General features: G+C 59.9%; 11 protein-coding genes. All 11 read left to right on the top strand.

Features of this window, described 5'->3' with window-relative positions; all coding sequences use genetic code 11:
• Complete coding sequence (locus ACESNB_RS12840) at positions 1-1,248, top strand: aspartate kinase (protein ID WP_373007904.1); 1,248 nt, start codon at positions 1-3, stop codon at positions 1,246-1,248.
• Positions 1,249-1,274: 26 nt separating this feature from the next.
• The gene (ptsP, locus tag ACESNB_RS12835; RefSeq protein ID WP_373007902.1) at positions 1,275-3,539 is read left to right on the top strand and encodes a phosphoenolpyruvate--protein phosphotransferase; all 2,265 of its coding nucleotides are present in this window, start codon (positions 1,275-1,277) and stop codon (positions 3,537-3,539) included.
• 244 nt (positions 3,540-3,783) lie between these two features.
• On the top strand, positions 3,784-4,605 hold the full coding sequence (locus ACESNB_RS12830; protein ID WP_373007900.1) for a helix-turn-helix domain-containing protein: 822 nt from the start codon (positions 3,784-3,786) through the stop codon (positions 4,603-4,605).
• An 84-nt stretch (positions 4,606-4,689) separates the two neighbouring features.
• The gene (ispG, locus tag ACESNB_RS12825) at positions 4,690-5,823 is read left to right on the top strand and encodes a flavodoxin-dependent (E)-4-hydroxy-3-methylbut-2-enyl-diphosphate synthase (protein ID WP_373007898.1); all 1,134 of its coding nucleotides are present in this window, start codon (positions 4,690-4,692) and stop codon (positions 5,821-5,823) included.
• Between the two features lie 88 nt (positions 5,824-5,911).
• A complete protein-coding gene (locus tag ACESNB_RS12820; protein WP_373007896.1) occupies positions 5,912-7,243 on the top strand; it encodes an alpha/beta hydrolase family protein in 1,332 nt (443 codons plus the stop codon).
• Complete coding sequence (locus ACESNB_RS12815) at positions 7,234-7,662, top strand: MAPEG family protein (protein ID WP_373007894.1); 429 nt, start codon at positions 7,234-7,236, stop codon at positions 7,660-7,662. Before ACESNB_RS12820 ends, ACESNB_RS12815 begins: the two co-directional genes overlap by 10 nt.
• Before the next feature lie 60 nt (positions 7,663-7,722).
• Positions 7,723-8,799: a peptide chain release factor 1 gene (gene prfA / locus ACESNB_RS12810; RefSeq protein WP_373007892.1), complete on the top strand. Its 1,077-nt coding sequence runs from the start codon at positions 7,723-7,725 to the stop codon at positions 8,797-8,799.
• Positions 8,796-9,656, top strand: a complete 861-nt coding sequence (prmC, locus tag ACESNB_RS12805) for a peptide chain release factor N(5)-glutamine methyltransferase (protein WP_373008008.1) — start codon at positions 8,796-8,798, stop codon at positions 9,654-9,656. The genes prfA and prmC overlap by 4 nt, the downstream gene beginning before the upstream one ends.
• 193 nt (positions 9,657-9,849) lie before the next feature.
• The gene (locus ACESNB_RS12800) at positions 9,850-10,566 is read left to right on the top strand and encodes a DUF4167 domain-containing protein (protein ID WP_373007890.1); all 717 of its coding nucleotides are present in this window, start codon (positions 9,850-9,852) and stop codon (positions 10,564-10,566) included.
• A 71-nt stretch (positions 10,567-10,637) separates the two neighbouring features.
• A complete protein-coding gene (locus tag ACESNB_RS12795) occupies positions 10,638-11,108 on the top strand; it encodes an N-acetyltransferase family protein (protein ID WP_373007888.1) in 471 nt (156 codons plus the stop codon).
• 127 nt (positions 11,109-11,235) lie between these two features.
• Positions 11,236-13,851: an ATP-dependent chaperone ClpB gene (clpB, locus tag ACESNB_RS12790; RefSeq protein ID WP_373007886.1), complete on the top strand. Its 2,616-nt coding sequence runs from the start codon at positions 11,236-11,238 to the stop codon at positions 13,849-13,851.
• Positions 13,852-13,865: the final 14 nt, after the last annotated feature.

Below are 13,865 nucleotides of genomic sequence, written 5' to 3'. Positions count from 1 at the left end.
ATGGCGCGTGCGGTTCTGAAATTTGGCGGTACGTCGGTCGGCGATCTCGAGCGTATCGCGAACGTGGCTGACATTGTGGCCTACCGCGCGGCCCGCGGTGAGCACATCGCCGTTGTTGTATCGGCCATGGCCGGCGAGACGAACAAGCTTGTGGCCTATGCTGAAGGCGCAGCGGGCCCCGACCTGCCGCGCGATCAGTTTCACGACGAATACGACGTGATTGTCGCCTCCGGTGAGCAGGTGACGGCGGGACTTTTGGCGCTGGCCTTGCGTCGCAGGGGCCTCAAGGCCCGCAGCTGGCTCGGCTGGCAGCTGCGCTTGAAAACCGACGAAGACCATGGTCGCGCGCGCATTCTGGGCTTCGACAATAGTGGCCTGCCGGATTCCGTGGATCGGGGAGAAATTGCGGTTGTTGCCGGTTTCCAGGGTGTCACGGATGACGAGCGTGTGGCCACCCTGGGCCGCGGTGGTTCGGACACGAGCGCCGTGGCGGTGGCGGCGGCGCTGAACGCTACTGTTTGCGACATCTATACGGATGTGGATGGAGTCTACACGACTGATCCGCGCATGGTGCCCAAAGCCCAGCGGATACCTAAAATATCTTACGAGGAGATGCTCGAGATGGCGTCTCTCGGTGCCAAGGTCCTTCAGACGCGGTCTGTGGAACTTGCAATGAACCATAATGTGCCGGTGCGCGTGCTTTCCAGCTTCCTGAAGCCTGGCGAGCCGAACCCCGGAACCCTTGTCTGCTCAGAGGATGAAATCGTGGAAAAACAGGTTGTTAGCGGTGTTGCCTATTCACGCGACGAAGCGAAGGTCACTTTGTACGGGGTGGCCGATAAGCCGGGCGTCTCGGCCAAGATCTTTTCTGCGCTGGCGCGTGCCGGCGTGAATGTCGACATGATCGTCCAGGCGAATGCGCGCGGACCGGAAAAGGCCAATATGGTGTTCACCTGCACTGACCGCGACAGTCCGATCGCCAAGGAAACGCTTGAAAAAATGTCGGACGATATCGGCTATGACCGGCTGGAAGTGACCCGCGACGTCTCCAAAATATCGATCGTCGGGGTAGGCATGAAGAGCCACACGGGGGTGGCTGAGACCATGTTCACGGCTCTGTACGAGAAGGGCATCAATATCGACGTCATTTCGACGTCTGAGATTAAAATTTCCGTTCTGATTGCCGCGCCTTATACCGAATTGGCTGTTCGTGCCCTGCACACGGCCTTCGGACTTGACGCAGTGTAAATCCGACTGCGACACTCAGGAGAACCATGCCCTATAACCTGCCGGCCACGCGTCTCCTGATGAACCGCCTCCGCCACGTCATGGCGGAGGACGGTGATACACGATTTCGGCTGGATCAGGTGGTCAGGCTGATCGCCTCCACGATGGTGGCGGACGTTTGTTCGATTTACCTGCGCATCGCCGGCGGAGAACTGCTTCTGATCGCAACCGAGGGCCTGAAGCCCGAGGCCGTCTCGACGACTCGGCTCGGTGCGAATGAAGGGCTCGTCGGCCTGGTGGCCAAACGGGCCGAAGCCATGGCCATTCAGGATGCCCCCCGTCACCCGTCCTTTTCTTATCGCCCTGAGACAGGCGAAGACCCGTTCCACGCCTTTCTGGGCATGCCGATCCTGCGTGGCGGGCGAGTCCTGGGCGTCCTGACGGTCCAGAACCGGACCGAGCGCGCCTATGGCGACGATGAGATCGACACATTGCAGACCATTGCCATGGTCCTCGCTGAAATTGTCGACCGGATGGACCCGGAGCACATCTCAAACGGCGATAGTCACAAACGTGAACGCAATCTTGCCACTCTCTCCGGCCGCGTACTTTGTGAGGGCCTTGGATATGGGCGCGCGGTCTTGCATGATCCCGTCGTGCCTGCGGCGAAGTTTTTCGCCGCCGATCAGCATCTCGAGGCATTGCGGCTGACCGAAGCGTTGAAGGGGCTCAGGGAATCCATCGACAAGATGATGGCGCTGGATGGCGCCAAATTGGGCGACGACCCACGAGACGTCATGGAAACGTACCGGCTGCTGGCTCACGACCCGTCCTGGGCAGAAAAGCTGCGTGAAGGCGTACGGTCCGGCCTGTCGGCGGAAGCCTCGGTCGATCGGGCCCGTCGCGAGCACCGTGCGCGGTTGCAGAGCGCCCGCGATCCATACCTGCGCGAACGCCTAAATGACCTCGAAGACCTCGACAACCGATTGTTGCGCGTATTGGCAGGTGACGACGGCAAGCCGCAGATCAGTGAAGAGCGCAGCGTGCTGGTTGCCCGTCGCCTCGGCCCAGCCGAATTGCTGGACTATGCCAATGTTGGCCTGCGCGCGATTTTGATGGAAGAGGCCGCGATTTCATCACACGCCGCGATCGTTGCCCGGGCGCTTGGAATACCCACGCTGGGCGGCATCGAAGGCCTGACGACCCGGATCGACCAAGGCGATTGGGTTATCGTCGATGCGGAAAAGGGCACTCTTCACATCCGTCCGGATGACTCCCTCTACGATGCGTACAAGGGACGGGTTGCGCTGAGGTCAGAGCGTCAGGCAACTTATGCCGCCTTGCGTGGCCTGCCCGCGAAGACCCGTGACGGTACGCATGTCTCGCTTTACCTGAACGCCGGACTCGACCTTGATCTCGACATGCTCGACCAGGCTGGCGCTGACGGGGTGGGACTATTTCGCACCGAATTCCAGTTTCTCGTGTCGGAGACGCTTCCGAGGCTGGGCGACCAGGTGGCGCTCTACCGACGTGTGCTCGACCGTGCGGCCGGGAAACGCGTCATCTTCCGTACGGTCGACCTTGGCGGCGACAAGGTCCTGCCAGCATTGAACACGGCGCGGGAAGAGAACCCGGCTCTGGGCTGGCGCTCCATCCGCTTCGCGCTCGATCACAAAGGCCTGTTCCGGCGCCAGCTGAGAGCGCTTGTGAGGGCCGCCGGTACGGACCCCCTGACGGTGATGTTTCCGATGGTAACCGTGCCGAGGGAGTTCTTCGATGCGCGCGACCTGTTGATGAAGGAAGTCGCATGGAGCGAGGAAAGAACGGGAAAAAGGCCTTCCCAGCTCGAAGTGGGAGTCATGTTGGAAACGCCCGCGCTGGCGTTCAGCCTGTCGGAACTTGCCGGTGAAGTGGATTTCCTGTCCGTCGGCACCAATGACTTGATGCAGTTTTTCTTCGCAGCTGACCGCATGACGCCCTCAGTCTCGGATCGTTACGATCTGGTCAGCCCGGCAGGCATGCGATTTCTCAAACAGGTCTCTGAGGACTGCACGACGCATTCGATCAGGATGTCTGCTTGTGGTGAGGCGACCGCTTCGCCGCTCTCGGCACTTTGCTTTCTCGCTCTGGGCTTTCATGCGCTCTCGATGCCTGCTGCTGCCATAGGCCCGGTCAAGCGCATGGTAAGATCGGTCGACCTTGGGGCGTTTCGGAACGATTTTCTCAAGGTGTTGGGCGAGCCGAACGCAGCGTTCCGTAACCAAGTGTTAGCCTTGGCGGCGGATCATGGAGTGGAATTGTCTGACGGGTGAGGCGGACTGGTCCAAAATTCACCATGTTTCTGGACCAGTATTTGCTCCTCCATGGGGCGAACCCCCTGACAGAAGGCTGGATTGGAAGAATATGGGACACGAAGAGACCCACAATACGCAAGAATCTGAATCGCAGGCGGATATGCCCTCTTTCGGAAACGAAACGGGTCGTTCCCTTGATGAATCGGGCGCGCCTGCGGTGCTTCCAGAGCCGGCTGATGCCACATCGCGGCGTGAGCGCGCGATGGCAGTCTTCAAGTCCCGCGAATTCGACGGTGAAAGCCTGAGAATGGGTCAGGTCCTGCGCCGGGTCCGCGAAGAGCTCGGAATGAATATCGCCGACATTTCTCGCAAGTCGTTGTTGCGCAAAGACTTTCTCATGTGGATCGAACGCATGGAAATTGGCCAGATCCCCAAAGGATATCTGACGCCCTATTTGCGCGCCTATTGCGTTGAGCTTGGCCTGCCGGATAGCCAGGTCATCGCCCAGTACACGCTCGAATGCGGTGCGGTATCCGAGGTGAGAAATTCAGCGCCCGTCCCCAAGATTGGCGAAATCACACAGCCAAAGGCAAAATGGCCGCTCATGGTCGCCACGGCTGCTGTCCTCGCCCTTGTCGCTGGCGGCGCAATTGGCTTGACGCAGCTGGTCAAGCCAGCGTCCGAACTTGCGCCCGCCCCGGCAATTGTGGCGGTCAATGGTGCCCGCCATAGCCTCTTCGAGGACGCCAGCCGTACCAGTCGGCCTCTGCCGACTCATTTGCCCTTGGAACTCGTTGCAGCTCGTCAGGGCTGGCTCGAAGTGCGCGGCGCAGACGGCACGATCTTCCGCAGCCGTATCATGGCGGTTGGCGAAAATTATTTTCCACGCCTGGACGCCGGCTGGACTGTTTCGGCCAAGGATGGCGGGGCATTCCAGTGGCGCATTGGTGACGCTGTGATCGGTCCGCTGGGGCCGGATGGGGGCGCGGTATTCTCAGTAAGTGTTGACCAGAAACTCGCCGAAGCAGCAGATATGGCCGCGCCAACGGTCGCATCAAACGGTGCCAGCAAGGCGACACGATAGGCCGCGACACCTTCAGGCCTTTACGCGGGGCCTCGTGCGCGCCACATCAGGGCCTGTAAAGACCCGCACGGAGTCCCAAGTCTCATGAGCCACAACCCAATTCGGCCCTGGCGAAATATCGACCGCCGCACGTCACGCAAGATTCGCGTGGGATCCGTCGACGTGGGCGGGGACGCACCGATTGCCGTCCAGTCGATGACCAACACGCTGACGCATGATGCCGCGGCGACGATTGCCCAGATATTGCGGATGGAAGAGGCGGGCGTCGACATTGTGCGTGTTTCCTGTCCGGATGAGGCTTCGACGGCGGCGCTCAACGAGATCGTTCGCAATGTCGGCGTGCCGATCGTGGCCGACATCCATTTCCATTATAAACGCGGCATCGAGGCGGCTGATGCAGGCGCGGCGTGCCTCAGGATCAATCCCGGCAATATCGGTTCCGTGGCGCGCGTGCGCGAAGTCGTGGCGGCTGCGCGTGCTAATGGCTGTTCGATGCGGATCGGCGTCAATGGCGGATCGCTTGAGCGGCACCTGCTCGAGAAATATGGTGAGCCTTGCCCGGAAGCCATGGTCGAGAGCGCCCTGAACCATGCCCGTATCCTCGATGACCTCGGGTTCCATGAGTACAAGATTAGCGTCAAAGCGTCGGACATGTTCCTGACGGTTGCGGCCTACCAGCAACTTTCTGAAGCCACGGATGCGCCGCTCCATCTCGGCATCACCGAAGCGGGCGGTTTGCGCACGGGTACGGTGAAGTCATCGATTGGCATGGGCAGCCTGCTATGGGCGGGCATTGGTGACACGATCCGGGTCTCACTTTCAGCCGATCCGGTCGAAGAGGTCAAAGTGGGCTACGAGATGCTGAAATCGCTCGGTTTGCGGACCCGGGGTGTGAACATCATCGCGTGTCCCTCCTGCGCGCGGCAGGGCTTCGACGTGATCTCGACCGTGGAGACGCTGGAAAAACGTCTTGCGCACATTACCGAGCCGATTTCGCTCTCGATCATTGGCTGTGTCGTCAACGGGCCCGGTGAGGCGGCGATGACCGATCTCGGTTTCACGGGCGGCGGCGCTGAATCCGGCATGATGTATGCGGCTGGCAAGCCGAACCGAAAGGTGGGGAATGCCTCCATGGTCGAGGAAATCGTTGACGCTGTTGAAGCGAAGGCGAAGCAGTTGCAGGAAGCGCGTGAGGCGACCGCCGTGGCCGCCGAGTAACAACGTTCTCGTGAGGGGACTGCCGAAATCGCCGAATGACGTTAGTAATTCAGTCGACCAATAAACTGGCTGAAAGGACAATTTCTGCATGTTCTGGTTTCTCAAACGGATACCCCTTTTCTTCCTGATTGCGATCACGGCGTTGGTCATGTCCAATTGCACCATGTTGGGATTGAACTATGCCAGTCTCACTACCACCAACAAACCGTTGCCGCAGCCGCCGCTCGATGTTGCGGCATTCGCTGAGGATTCGGGCCGCCGGGATGCATTGAAACAGGCTTTCGAGGACACGCTCTATGGGCCGTGGCCAGCGGGCATGCCGGTAACGCATGGCGATTGGCGCGTCGTGGACGCGGACTATCTCGACGGACGCGGGTCGCTCGAAGAGTTGGGTATCACGATTGGATCGGGCGCCGGAGCTCGGACGTTCCATCTCGTTGCCGCGTTCCCCAAGACATCGGGAAAATCCCCGCTCGTTATCAGTCAGACGTTTGCGAGCAATTGCGCCGCGTTTCCCGGAAGTCCGGTGACGGCGGCCGACGGGTCCATCTGCGATGGTTCGGAGATGAACGGGGTCTTCGGGTTCCTGGCGACCAGCATTTTTGGCACCTACATCGCCGAAGTCCCGGTTTCCCGATATTTTGTTGCGGGCCTTGCCTATGCGAGCTTCTATGCAAGCGAACTCGTGCCGGATCGAGATGGCGAAGCGCAGGCGGTGATGGCAAGCATGGGTGGCCCCGTGAATCCGACAAGTGCCCTGATGGCCTGGGCTTACGGTTTCTCTGCAGCGCTCGATGTGCTCGAGGCCGACCCGCGCATTGATGCGGGCCATACGGCTCTGATGGGCCACTCCCGTCACGGCAAGTCGGCGCTGATCGCGGGTGTGTGGGACCGCCGCGTCGACGCCGTGATTGCCCACCAGTCCGGCTTTGCCGGGGCGGCGTTGTCCCGCTCCAAGACCGGAGAAGGTCTTGTGCGCATGGCCAAGTCATATCCGCACTGGCTGGCACCCACGGCTCAGGACTATGCTGCGGACCTTGCGGCACTACCGGTTGATCAGCACGAATTGCTTGCCTTGCTCGGGCCGACGCCTGTGCTGCTCGGCAACGGGCGTCGCGATGTGTGGTCCGATCCGAACTCGACCTATCGCGCCGCACAGGCGGCGTCGGACATTTACCGAGCAGAGGGGGCCAAAGGCCTCACCGGTAGCGGCATGAAGTCATTTGACCCCAGTGCAGGCCTCGCCTTCTGGCTGCGTCCCGGTGGCCATAGCGTCGTGTCTGAAGACATCGACGCATTTACGGCCTTTCTCAATGCCCATCTCGGTCAGCCACAACCACGCGAATCTGCTGTTCAAACTGCAGATTGCCCCGTAAGTTCCCCCACAATAATAACTGAGGGAGGGGCAAAATGTCCGTAAATGTTGAACTTCTGAAACCTGTTCTTGCGCTGGTCTGCTGGACGCTTGTCATGTGGCTGTGGATGTACGCGACGCGCATCCCGGCCATGCAAAAGGCAAAAATCGACCCCGATTCGGCCCGTCACCCGGGCACTTATGGCGACAAGTTGCCAGCGAATGTCCGGTCGGTTGCCGATAACTATAATCACCTCCACGAACAGCCGACGATCTTCTACGCGCTGATGTTCTTCGCGGCCCTGACGGGCGGCCAGGGGCATTTCATGGTGCTGGCGGCATGGATTTACGTGGGGCTCCGGGTGCTCCATTCGCTCGTTCAGGTATTGCAGCCGAAAGTGATCCTGCGCTTCACGGTGTTCGCGCTGGCATCGATCACACTGATCGTCATGGCCGTGCGTGAAGTGCTCCGAATCTTCGTATAAGGGCAAGATGTGGCAGCGAGGGCGCTTCACGCGCCCTCAAAACCGCTCTAAAGGGCGGCCATGGCCACTATTTCCCCTTCCAGACTCCAACAGGTAGTCGACCGGTTCGAACAGGTTGAAGCGCGAATGGGCGCAGCGACTGAGACGCCCGAGATAATTTCCCTGTCGAAAGAGTATGCTGAGCTGAAGCCCGTCGTTGACAAGGCGCGCGAGCTGATGTCCGCCCGCAAGGAGCTGAGCGAAGCTGAGGCGCTTGTCGCGAGTGGCGACCCCGACATCGTTGCACTGGCACGGGATGAGGTCGAAGAGCTCAAGGACCAGCTGCCTGCGCTGGAGCAGGAGGTCCAGGTCTTGCTCCTTCCAAAGGACGTCGACGACAAGGCTGATATCGTGATGGAGCTTCGCGCTGGCACCGGCGGCGATGAAGCGGCCCTTTTTGCGGGCGACCTGTTCCGAATGTATTCGCGCTATTTTCAGATCATGGGCTGGAAAGTTGATATCATTGATGCGTCCGAAGGCGACTCGGGTGGCTACAAGGAAATCATCGCCAATGTGTCGGGCGATGGCGTTTTCGGGCACATGAAATGGGAAAGCGGCGTGCACCGTGTCCAGAGGGTGCCCGCCACGGAAACGCAGGGCCGCATTCATACATCGGCGGCGACAGTCGCGGTCCTGCCCGCCCCCGAAAATGTCGAGATCGAAGTGCGACCCGAAGATGTCCGTATCGATACGATGCGCTCCTCGGGCGCAGGCGGCCAGCACGTAAACACGACCGATTCCGCCGTGCGGATCACGCACCTTGCGACGGGCATTGTCGCAACGAGTTCCGAGAAGTCCCAGCACGTCAACCGGGAGAAGGCGATGGAGCAGCTCAAAATCCGTCTCTACGAACGCGAACGTTCTGCCAAGGATGCTGAACGGGCCGAAGCGCGCGCCAGCCAGATCGGTTCAGGTGACCGTAGCCAGAAAGTCCGGACCTACAATTTCCCGGAGAACCGGATGACCGATCACCGTATCGGGCTGACGCTCTATTCGCTCGATCGGATTATCGGCGGCGACAAGCTGAATGAAGTGATCGAGGCCCTCATCACGGAAGACCAGGCTCGCAAGCTCGCGGCCATGGAGGATGGCAACTGAACCGCCCGACGTATACGGACCTGATCGTAGAGGCGGCCGGTCGGCTGCGTAGTGTCGGCCTGGACACACCGCAACGTGAGGCACGGCACCTGATGTCTCTGGCGTCGGGGCTAACCACGTCGGACCTCATTCTCAGAGGACATCAGGCGGTTCCGGAAAGTCTGGCGGATATGTTCGGTCGAATGGTGGCGCGTCGGGAAGCGCGCGAGCCTTTTCAGCACATCGCTGGCTCGGCATCTTTCTTCGGACTCGAATTCATTTCAGATGCGCGCGCTTTGGTGCCGCGGCCTGATAGCGAAGCCGTTGTGGAAGCGGCGCTGCGCCTTTTGCCCGATCGTCCTGGCTTGTCGATCGCCGATCTTGGCACGGGGTCGGGCTGCCTGCTCGTTGCCATGCTCAGTGGCAGGCCAGGCGTTACAGGTGTCGGCATCGAGGCGGATCCGGATGCGGCGTCCCTCGCGACAGAGAATATCGTGCGCCATGGCCTCGAAAGGCGGGCCAGCGTTATGATGTCGACATGGACGGATTGGCAGGGATGGCAGGGCGCTGACCTGATCATTTCGAACCCGCCATATATTTGCACGGACGTGATCTCCACGCTTGATCCTGAAGTGCGTATCCATGATCCGGCAGCGGCACTCGACGGTGGCGAGGACGGCCTGGACGCGTATTGTGAGATTTCCGGTCTTGCCCGAACGTTTCTGAAACCAGGAACGCCACTGGTGCTTGAGATCGGATTCGATCAAAATCGCGCAGTACGCGAGATTCTGTCAGCGGCGGGTCTTGTCGGGGTGGGTGGTGGCAAGGACCTTGGTGGAAATGACCGCGTAGTATGGGCCATTCAGCCTGATTCCTGATAATCACTTTTCTGCTTGGCGGCGTGCATAATACAGGTTAGAAGCTACGCGTGAGGTGTTGGAAGCCGCTTAAGCCAAGTCGCTCCACCCTCGTCAGACTCGCGCAAATACGGGGCTCGGCCAAAAATCCTTCGGCCATTGCGTTGGGAATTGCCTGCAAGATAAGCAGGCGCATGAAACAGGATACACATTCATGAAACGCTCACGCGGGCGCAATCGTCGCTCAGGCGGTAATACCATTAACGCCAATCACAATAACCCGAACCGGCACTATGAAAGCGTCGGACCGGACGTGAAGATCCGTGGCTCAGCGCAACAGGTCCTCGAAAAATACCAGCAGTATGCCCGGGACGCCCATACCAGTGGCGACCGTGTCCTGTCAGAAGCCTATTTCCAGTTCGCTGAACACTATCAGCGCATTGTCGCCAAGCAGGCGGAAGCCAAGGACAGGCAGCAGCCTCAGCCTCAGCCTCAGCCTCAGCAACGTGGTGGGCGCGATGATCGAGATAACCGCCGCGACAATCGCGGTGACGATTCCTACGATAATTCCGGTTCCGATGCGGATCAGGATGAAGCCACGGTAGAAGTGACGTCGCGTGCGCCCCGCAACGAGGATTCGGACAATGACGAATCCGCGAATATGAAAGCGGATCCGATCAAGGTTATTGATGCCGAGGACGGCGCCGGGAAACCTGAAAAGGCTGCGGAGACGAAGCCGAAGCCAAAGTCGGATTCCGACCGACCGAAATCACGCCGCAAGCCGTATCGCGCAAAAGAGACCTCTGAAGAACCTGAGGTCGTTACGGATGGCGTCATGAAGACGCTCTCGCGCGGTCGCCGCAAGCCAGCTCAGGCTGCGGAAAGTGAATCAGCGGGCGCTGCCGATTCCGCTGAATCCGCCGCAGACTAGGCGTTGTCGTTTTGCACGGCGATCGCGGTGAAATAGCAATCCGACGGGCCGTGCCTGCGGATGCCGTAGCCTTGCGGGAGCTTGGCATTGCATCCTTCGTCGCGGCGTTCGAGAATCTCTATTCGCCAGAAGATCTTGATGCGTTCCTGTCGGAGAACTACGGACTCGAAACGTGGCAGCATCAGGCGTCGCAACCTGACCGGCCGATATGGGTTGCGACAACGTCAGACGGAGATCTGGTGGGCTACGCTCAGGCGAGCCCCTGCGATCTTCCGGTCGACCCGATGCCAGAGGGCGCACTCCAGCTTCGGCGGCTCTATGTTCGCCCGGATATCCTGTCGGCGGGCATTGGTGCCGCACTGATGTTGCGCGTCTTCGAATGGGTTGAAGTTGCCGGCCGGCCACCTCTCTTTCTGGGAGTTTGGTCAGGTAACGACCGCGCCCAGCGATTCTATTCCCGATACAGATTCAGCAAGGTCGGCGAATATGACTTCCCCGTCGGCGCGCAGGTGGATCGCGAATTCATTTTCAGACGCGATTGAACTTGTCGCAGGCGGCGCGACTTGCGCTACCGGATGTGACTCCCCAAATCCAGTACACAGAAAGAGGCCGCCGCTGAGCGGGGTCTCGATTCCACAGCTCTTGTCTGCCTTTAGAAGGGGATGAACAATGAATATCGAACATTATACCGAGCGCGCACGCGCGATCGTTCAAGGCGCCCAGACTCTTGCGCTGGCAGAAGGCCACCAGGCACTCACGCCTGCTCATGTCCTTAAAACAATGCTTGAAGACCGTGACCAGATGGCGGTCAATCTCATCCGTGCTGGTGGCGGACGGCCCGAACTCGTTGTCCAGGGTGTTGATGCGGCGTTGGCCAAAATTCCAAAGGTCAGCGGTGCGAACACGGGCCTGCGTCTAGAGCAAGCCAGTGCAAAGCTTTTTCAGGATGCCGAGGCCGGTGCAAAAAAATTTGGTGACTCCTTTGTCACGACCGAGCGCATGCTGCTGGCGATTGCCGGATTGTCCGGCGATCCGGCGGCCGAGATCCTCCGTAGTTCCGGTGCCAGCGTCAAGTCGCTGGAAACGGCGATCGACGAGCTGCGCCAGGGGCGCACGGCCGACAGCGCCAATGCCGAAGAAGCCTATGAGGCGCTGAAGAAATATGCTCGCGATCTCACCAAGGATGCCCGCGAGGGCAAACTCGATCCGGTCATCGGCCGGGACGAGGAAATCCGTCGCACTATGCAGGTTCTCTCCCGCCGCACCAAGAACAACCCGGTCCTGATCGGTGAGCCCGGCGTCGGTAAGACGGCGATTGCCGAAGGCCTTGCCCTGCGAATTGTGAACGGCGATGTGCCCGAAAGCCTGAAAGGCAAACGCCTGCTTTCGCTCGACATGGGCGCGCTGATAGCCGGCGCGAAATTCCGCGGAGAATTCGAGGAGCGCCTGAAAGCGGTTCTCAACGAAGTTCAGCAGGCCGAAGGCGGCGTGATCCTGTTCATCGACGAGATGCACACGCTGGTCGGGGCCGGCAAGGGCGATGGCGCGATGGATGCGTCAAACCTCCTCAAGCCAGCTCTCGCGCGTGGCGAACTACACTGTATCGGTGCGACCACCCTCGACGAATACCGCAAGCATGTTGAAGGCGACCCGGCGCTCGCCCGTCGTTTCATGGCCGTGTTTGTCGACGAACCATCGGTCGAGGATACCATTTCCATCCTGCGAGGCCTCAAGGCGCGATACGAGGCACACCATGGTGTGCGTGTCTCGGATGCCGCGATTGTTTCCGCCGCGACTCTGTCCAACCGTTATATCACCGACCGCTTTCTGCCCGACAAGGCCATCGACCTGATGGACGAAGCATCCGCGCGCCTGCGCATGCAGGTCGATTCCAAGCCGGAAGAGCTCGACGAGATCGACCGGCGGCTCTTGCAGCTGAAAATCGAAGCGGAAGCCCTCAAGAAGGAAAAGGACGCCGCGTCGAAAGACCGTCTCAATACAATCGAGACCGATATTGCCGAACTCCAGTCGCAATCAGATGAACTGACAACGACCTGGTCAGCTGAAAAGAACAAGCTCAAGGGCACGGCAGCCGCGAAAGAACAACTAGATCGAGCCTATGCCGACATGGCTGAGGCACAGCGTTCGGGCGATCTCGCCCGCGCGTCCGAACTGAAGTTTGCCATCATTCCTGCGCTTGAAAAGCAGATCACGGATGTCGAAGGTTCCGATGAGGAGGACGATGGCCTCGTTTCGGAAGTTGTCCGGCCAGAGCATATTGCAGCGGTGGTTTCCAAGTGGACCGGCATTCCGGTCGACAAGATGCTTGAGGGCGAGCGCGAGAAACTTCTCCATATGGAAGATGCCTTGCGTGCGCGCGTTGTTGGTCAGGATGCGGCGCTCGAAGCCGTGTCGAATGCCGTTCGCCGGGCACGCGCAGGCTTGCAGGATCCGAACCGCCCGATCGGCTCGTTCCTGTTCGTCGGCCCAACCGGCGTCGGCAAGACGGAACTTACCAAGGCGCTCGCCGAATTCATGTTTGACGATGACACGGCGATCCTCCGGCTCGACATGTCGGAATATTCCGAGAAGCATTCGGTGGCCCGCCTGATCGGTGCGCCTCCCGGCTATGTCGGGTATGAGGAAGGCGGAGCGCTCACCGAAGCAGTACGCCGGCGCCCGTATCAGGTGATCCTGTTTGACGAAGTCGAGAAGGCTCACCCGGACCTGTTCAATACCTTGCTGCAGGTGCTTGACGATGGCCGCCTTACCGATGGTCAGGGCCGGACAGTGGACTTCAAGAACACGATCATCATCATGACGTCGAACCTCGGCTCGGATGCCTTGGCGAGTGGTGCCGAAGGAGAGATTACCGACGAGGCCCGCGAAAGCTTGATGAGCGCGATCCGGATGCATTTCCGGCCTGAGTTCATTAATCGTATCGATGAGATCGTCTTCTTCAAGCGGCTTGGGCGCGGTGAGATCGACCATATCGTCGATATCCAGATGGGCCGCCTCGAGCATCTTCTGTCCGCGCGCAAGATGAAGCTCGACCTCAGCCTCGATGCCCGCAACTGGTTGGCCGCACGCGGCTATGATCCTGTGTATGGGGCGCGACCGCTGAAGCGTGTGATCCAGAAGGAGTTGCAGGATCCGCTTGCACGCCTCCTGCTGGAGGGCCGGATTGCCGACGGCGAAACGATCCATGTCGGGGTGGAAGGCAACATGCTTTCCATCAACGGCGTCCCGAACGATTTCGCCAAAGGCAGGGTCAGCCTGAACTAGAGCGTTTCAGTTTT

The organism is Hyphomonas sp., assembly GCF_041689225.1.
Classification (GTDB): Bacteria; Pseudomonadota; Alphaproteobacteria; order Caulobacterales; family Hyphomonadaceae; genus Hyphomonas.
The sequence above is the reverse complement of the archived record's forward strand: the minus strand, read 5'-3'. Positions and strand labels throughout refer to the sequence as shown.

Bases quoted from the DNA above. Each gene is read 5' to 3' on its own strand.
- ACESNB_RS12840 (WP_373007904.1), top strand. From the start codon at position 1: ATGGCGCGTGCGGTTCTGAAATTTGGCGGTACGTCGGTCGGCGATCTC.
- ptsP (WP_373007902.1), top strand. From the start codon at position 1,275: ATGCCCTATAACCTGCCGGCCACGCGTCTCCTGATGAACCGCCTCCGC.
- ACESNB_RS12830 (WP_373007900.1), top strand. From the start codon at position 3,784: ATGGCAGTCTTCAAGTCCCGCGAATTCGACGGTGAAAGCCTGAGAATG.
- ispG (WP_373007898.1), top strand. From the start codon at position 4,690: ATGAGCCACAACCCAATTCGGCCCTGGCGAAATATCGACCGCCGCACG.
- ACESNB_RS12820 (WP_373007896.1), top strand. From the start codon at position 5,912: ATGTTCTGGTTTCTCAAACGGATACCCCTTTTCTTCCTGATTGCGATC.
- ACESNB_RS12815 (WP_373007894.1), top strand. From the start codon at position 7,234: ATGTCCGTAAATGTTGAACTTCTGAAACCTGTTCTTGCGCTGGTCTGC.
- prfA (WP_373007892.1), top strand. From the start codon at position 7,723: ATGGCCACTATTTCCCCTTCCAGACTCCAACAGGTAGTCGACCGGTTC.
- ACESNB_RS12800 (WP_373007890.1), top strand. From the start codon at position 9,850: ATGAAACGCTCACGCGGGCGCAATCGTCGCTCAGGCGGTAATACCATT.
- clpB (WP_373007886.1), top strand. From the start codon at position 11,236: ATGAATATCGAACATTATACCGAGCGCGCACGCGCGATCGTTCAAGGC.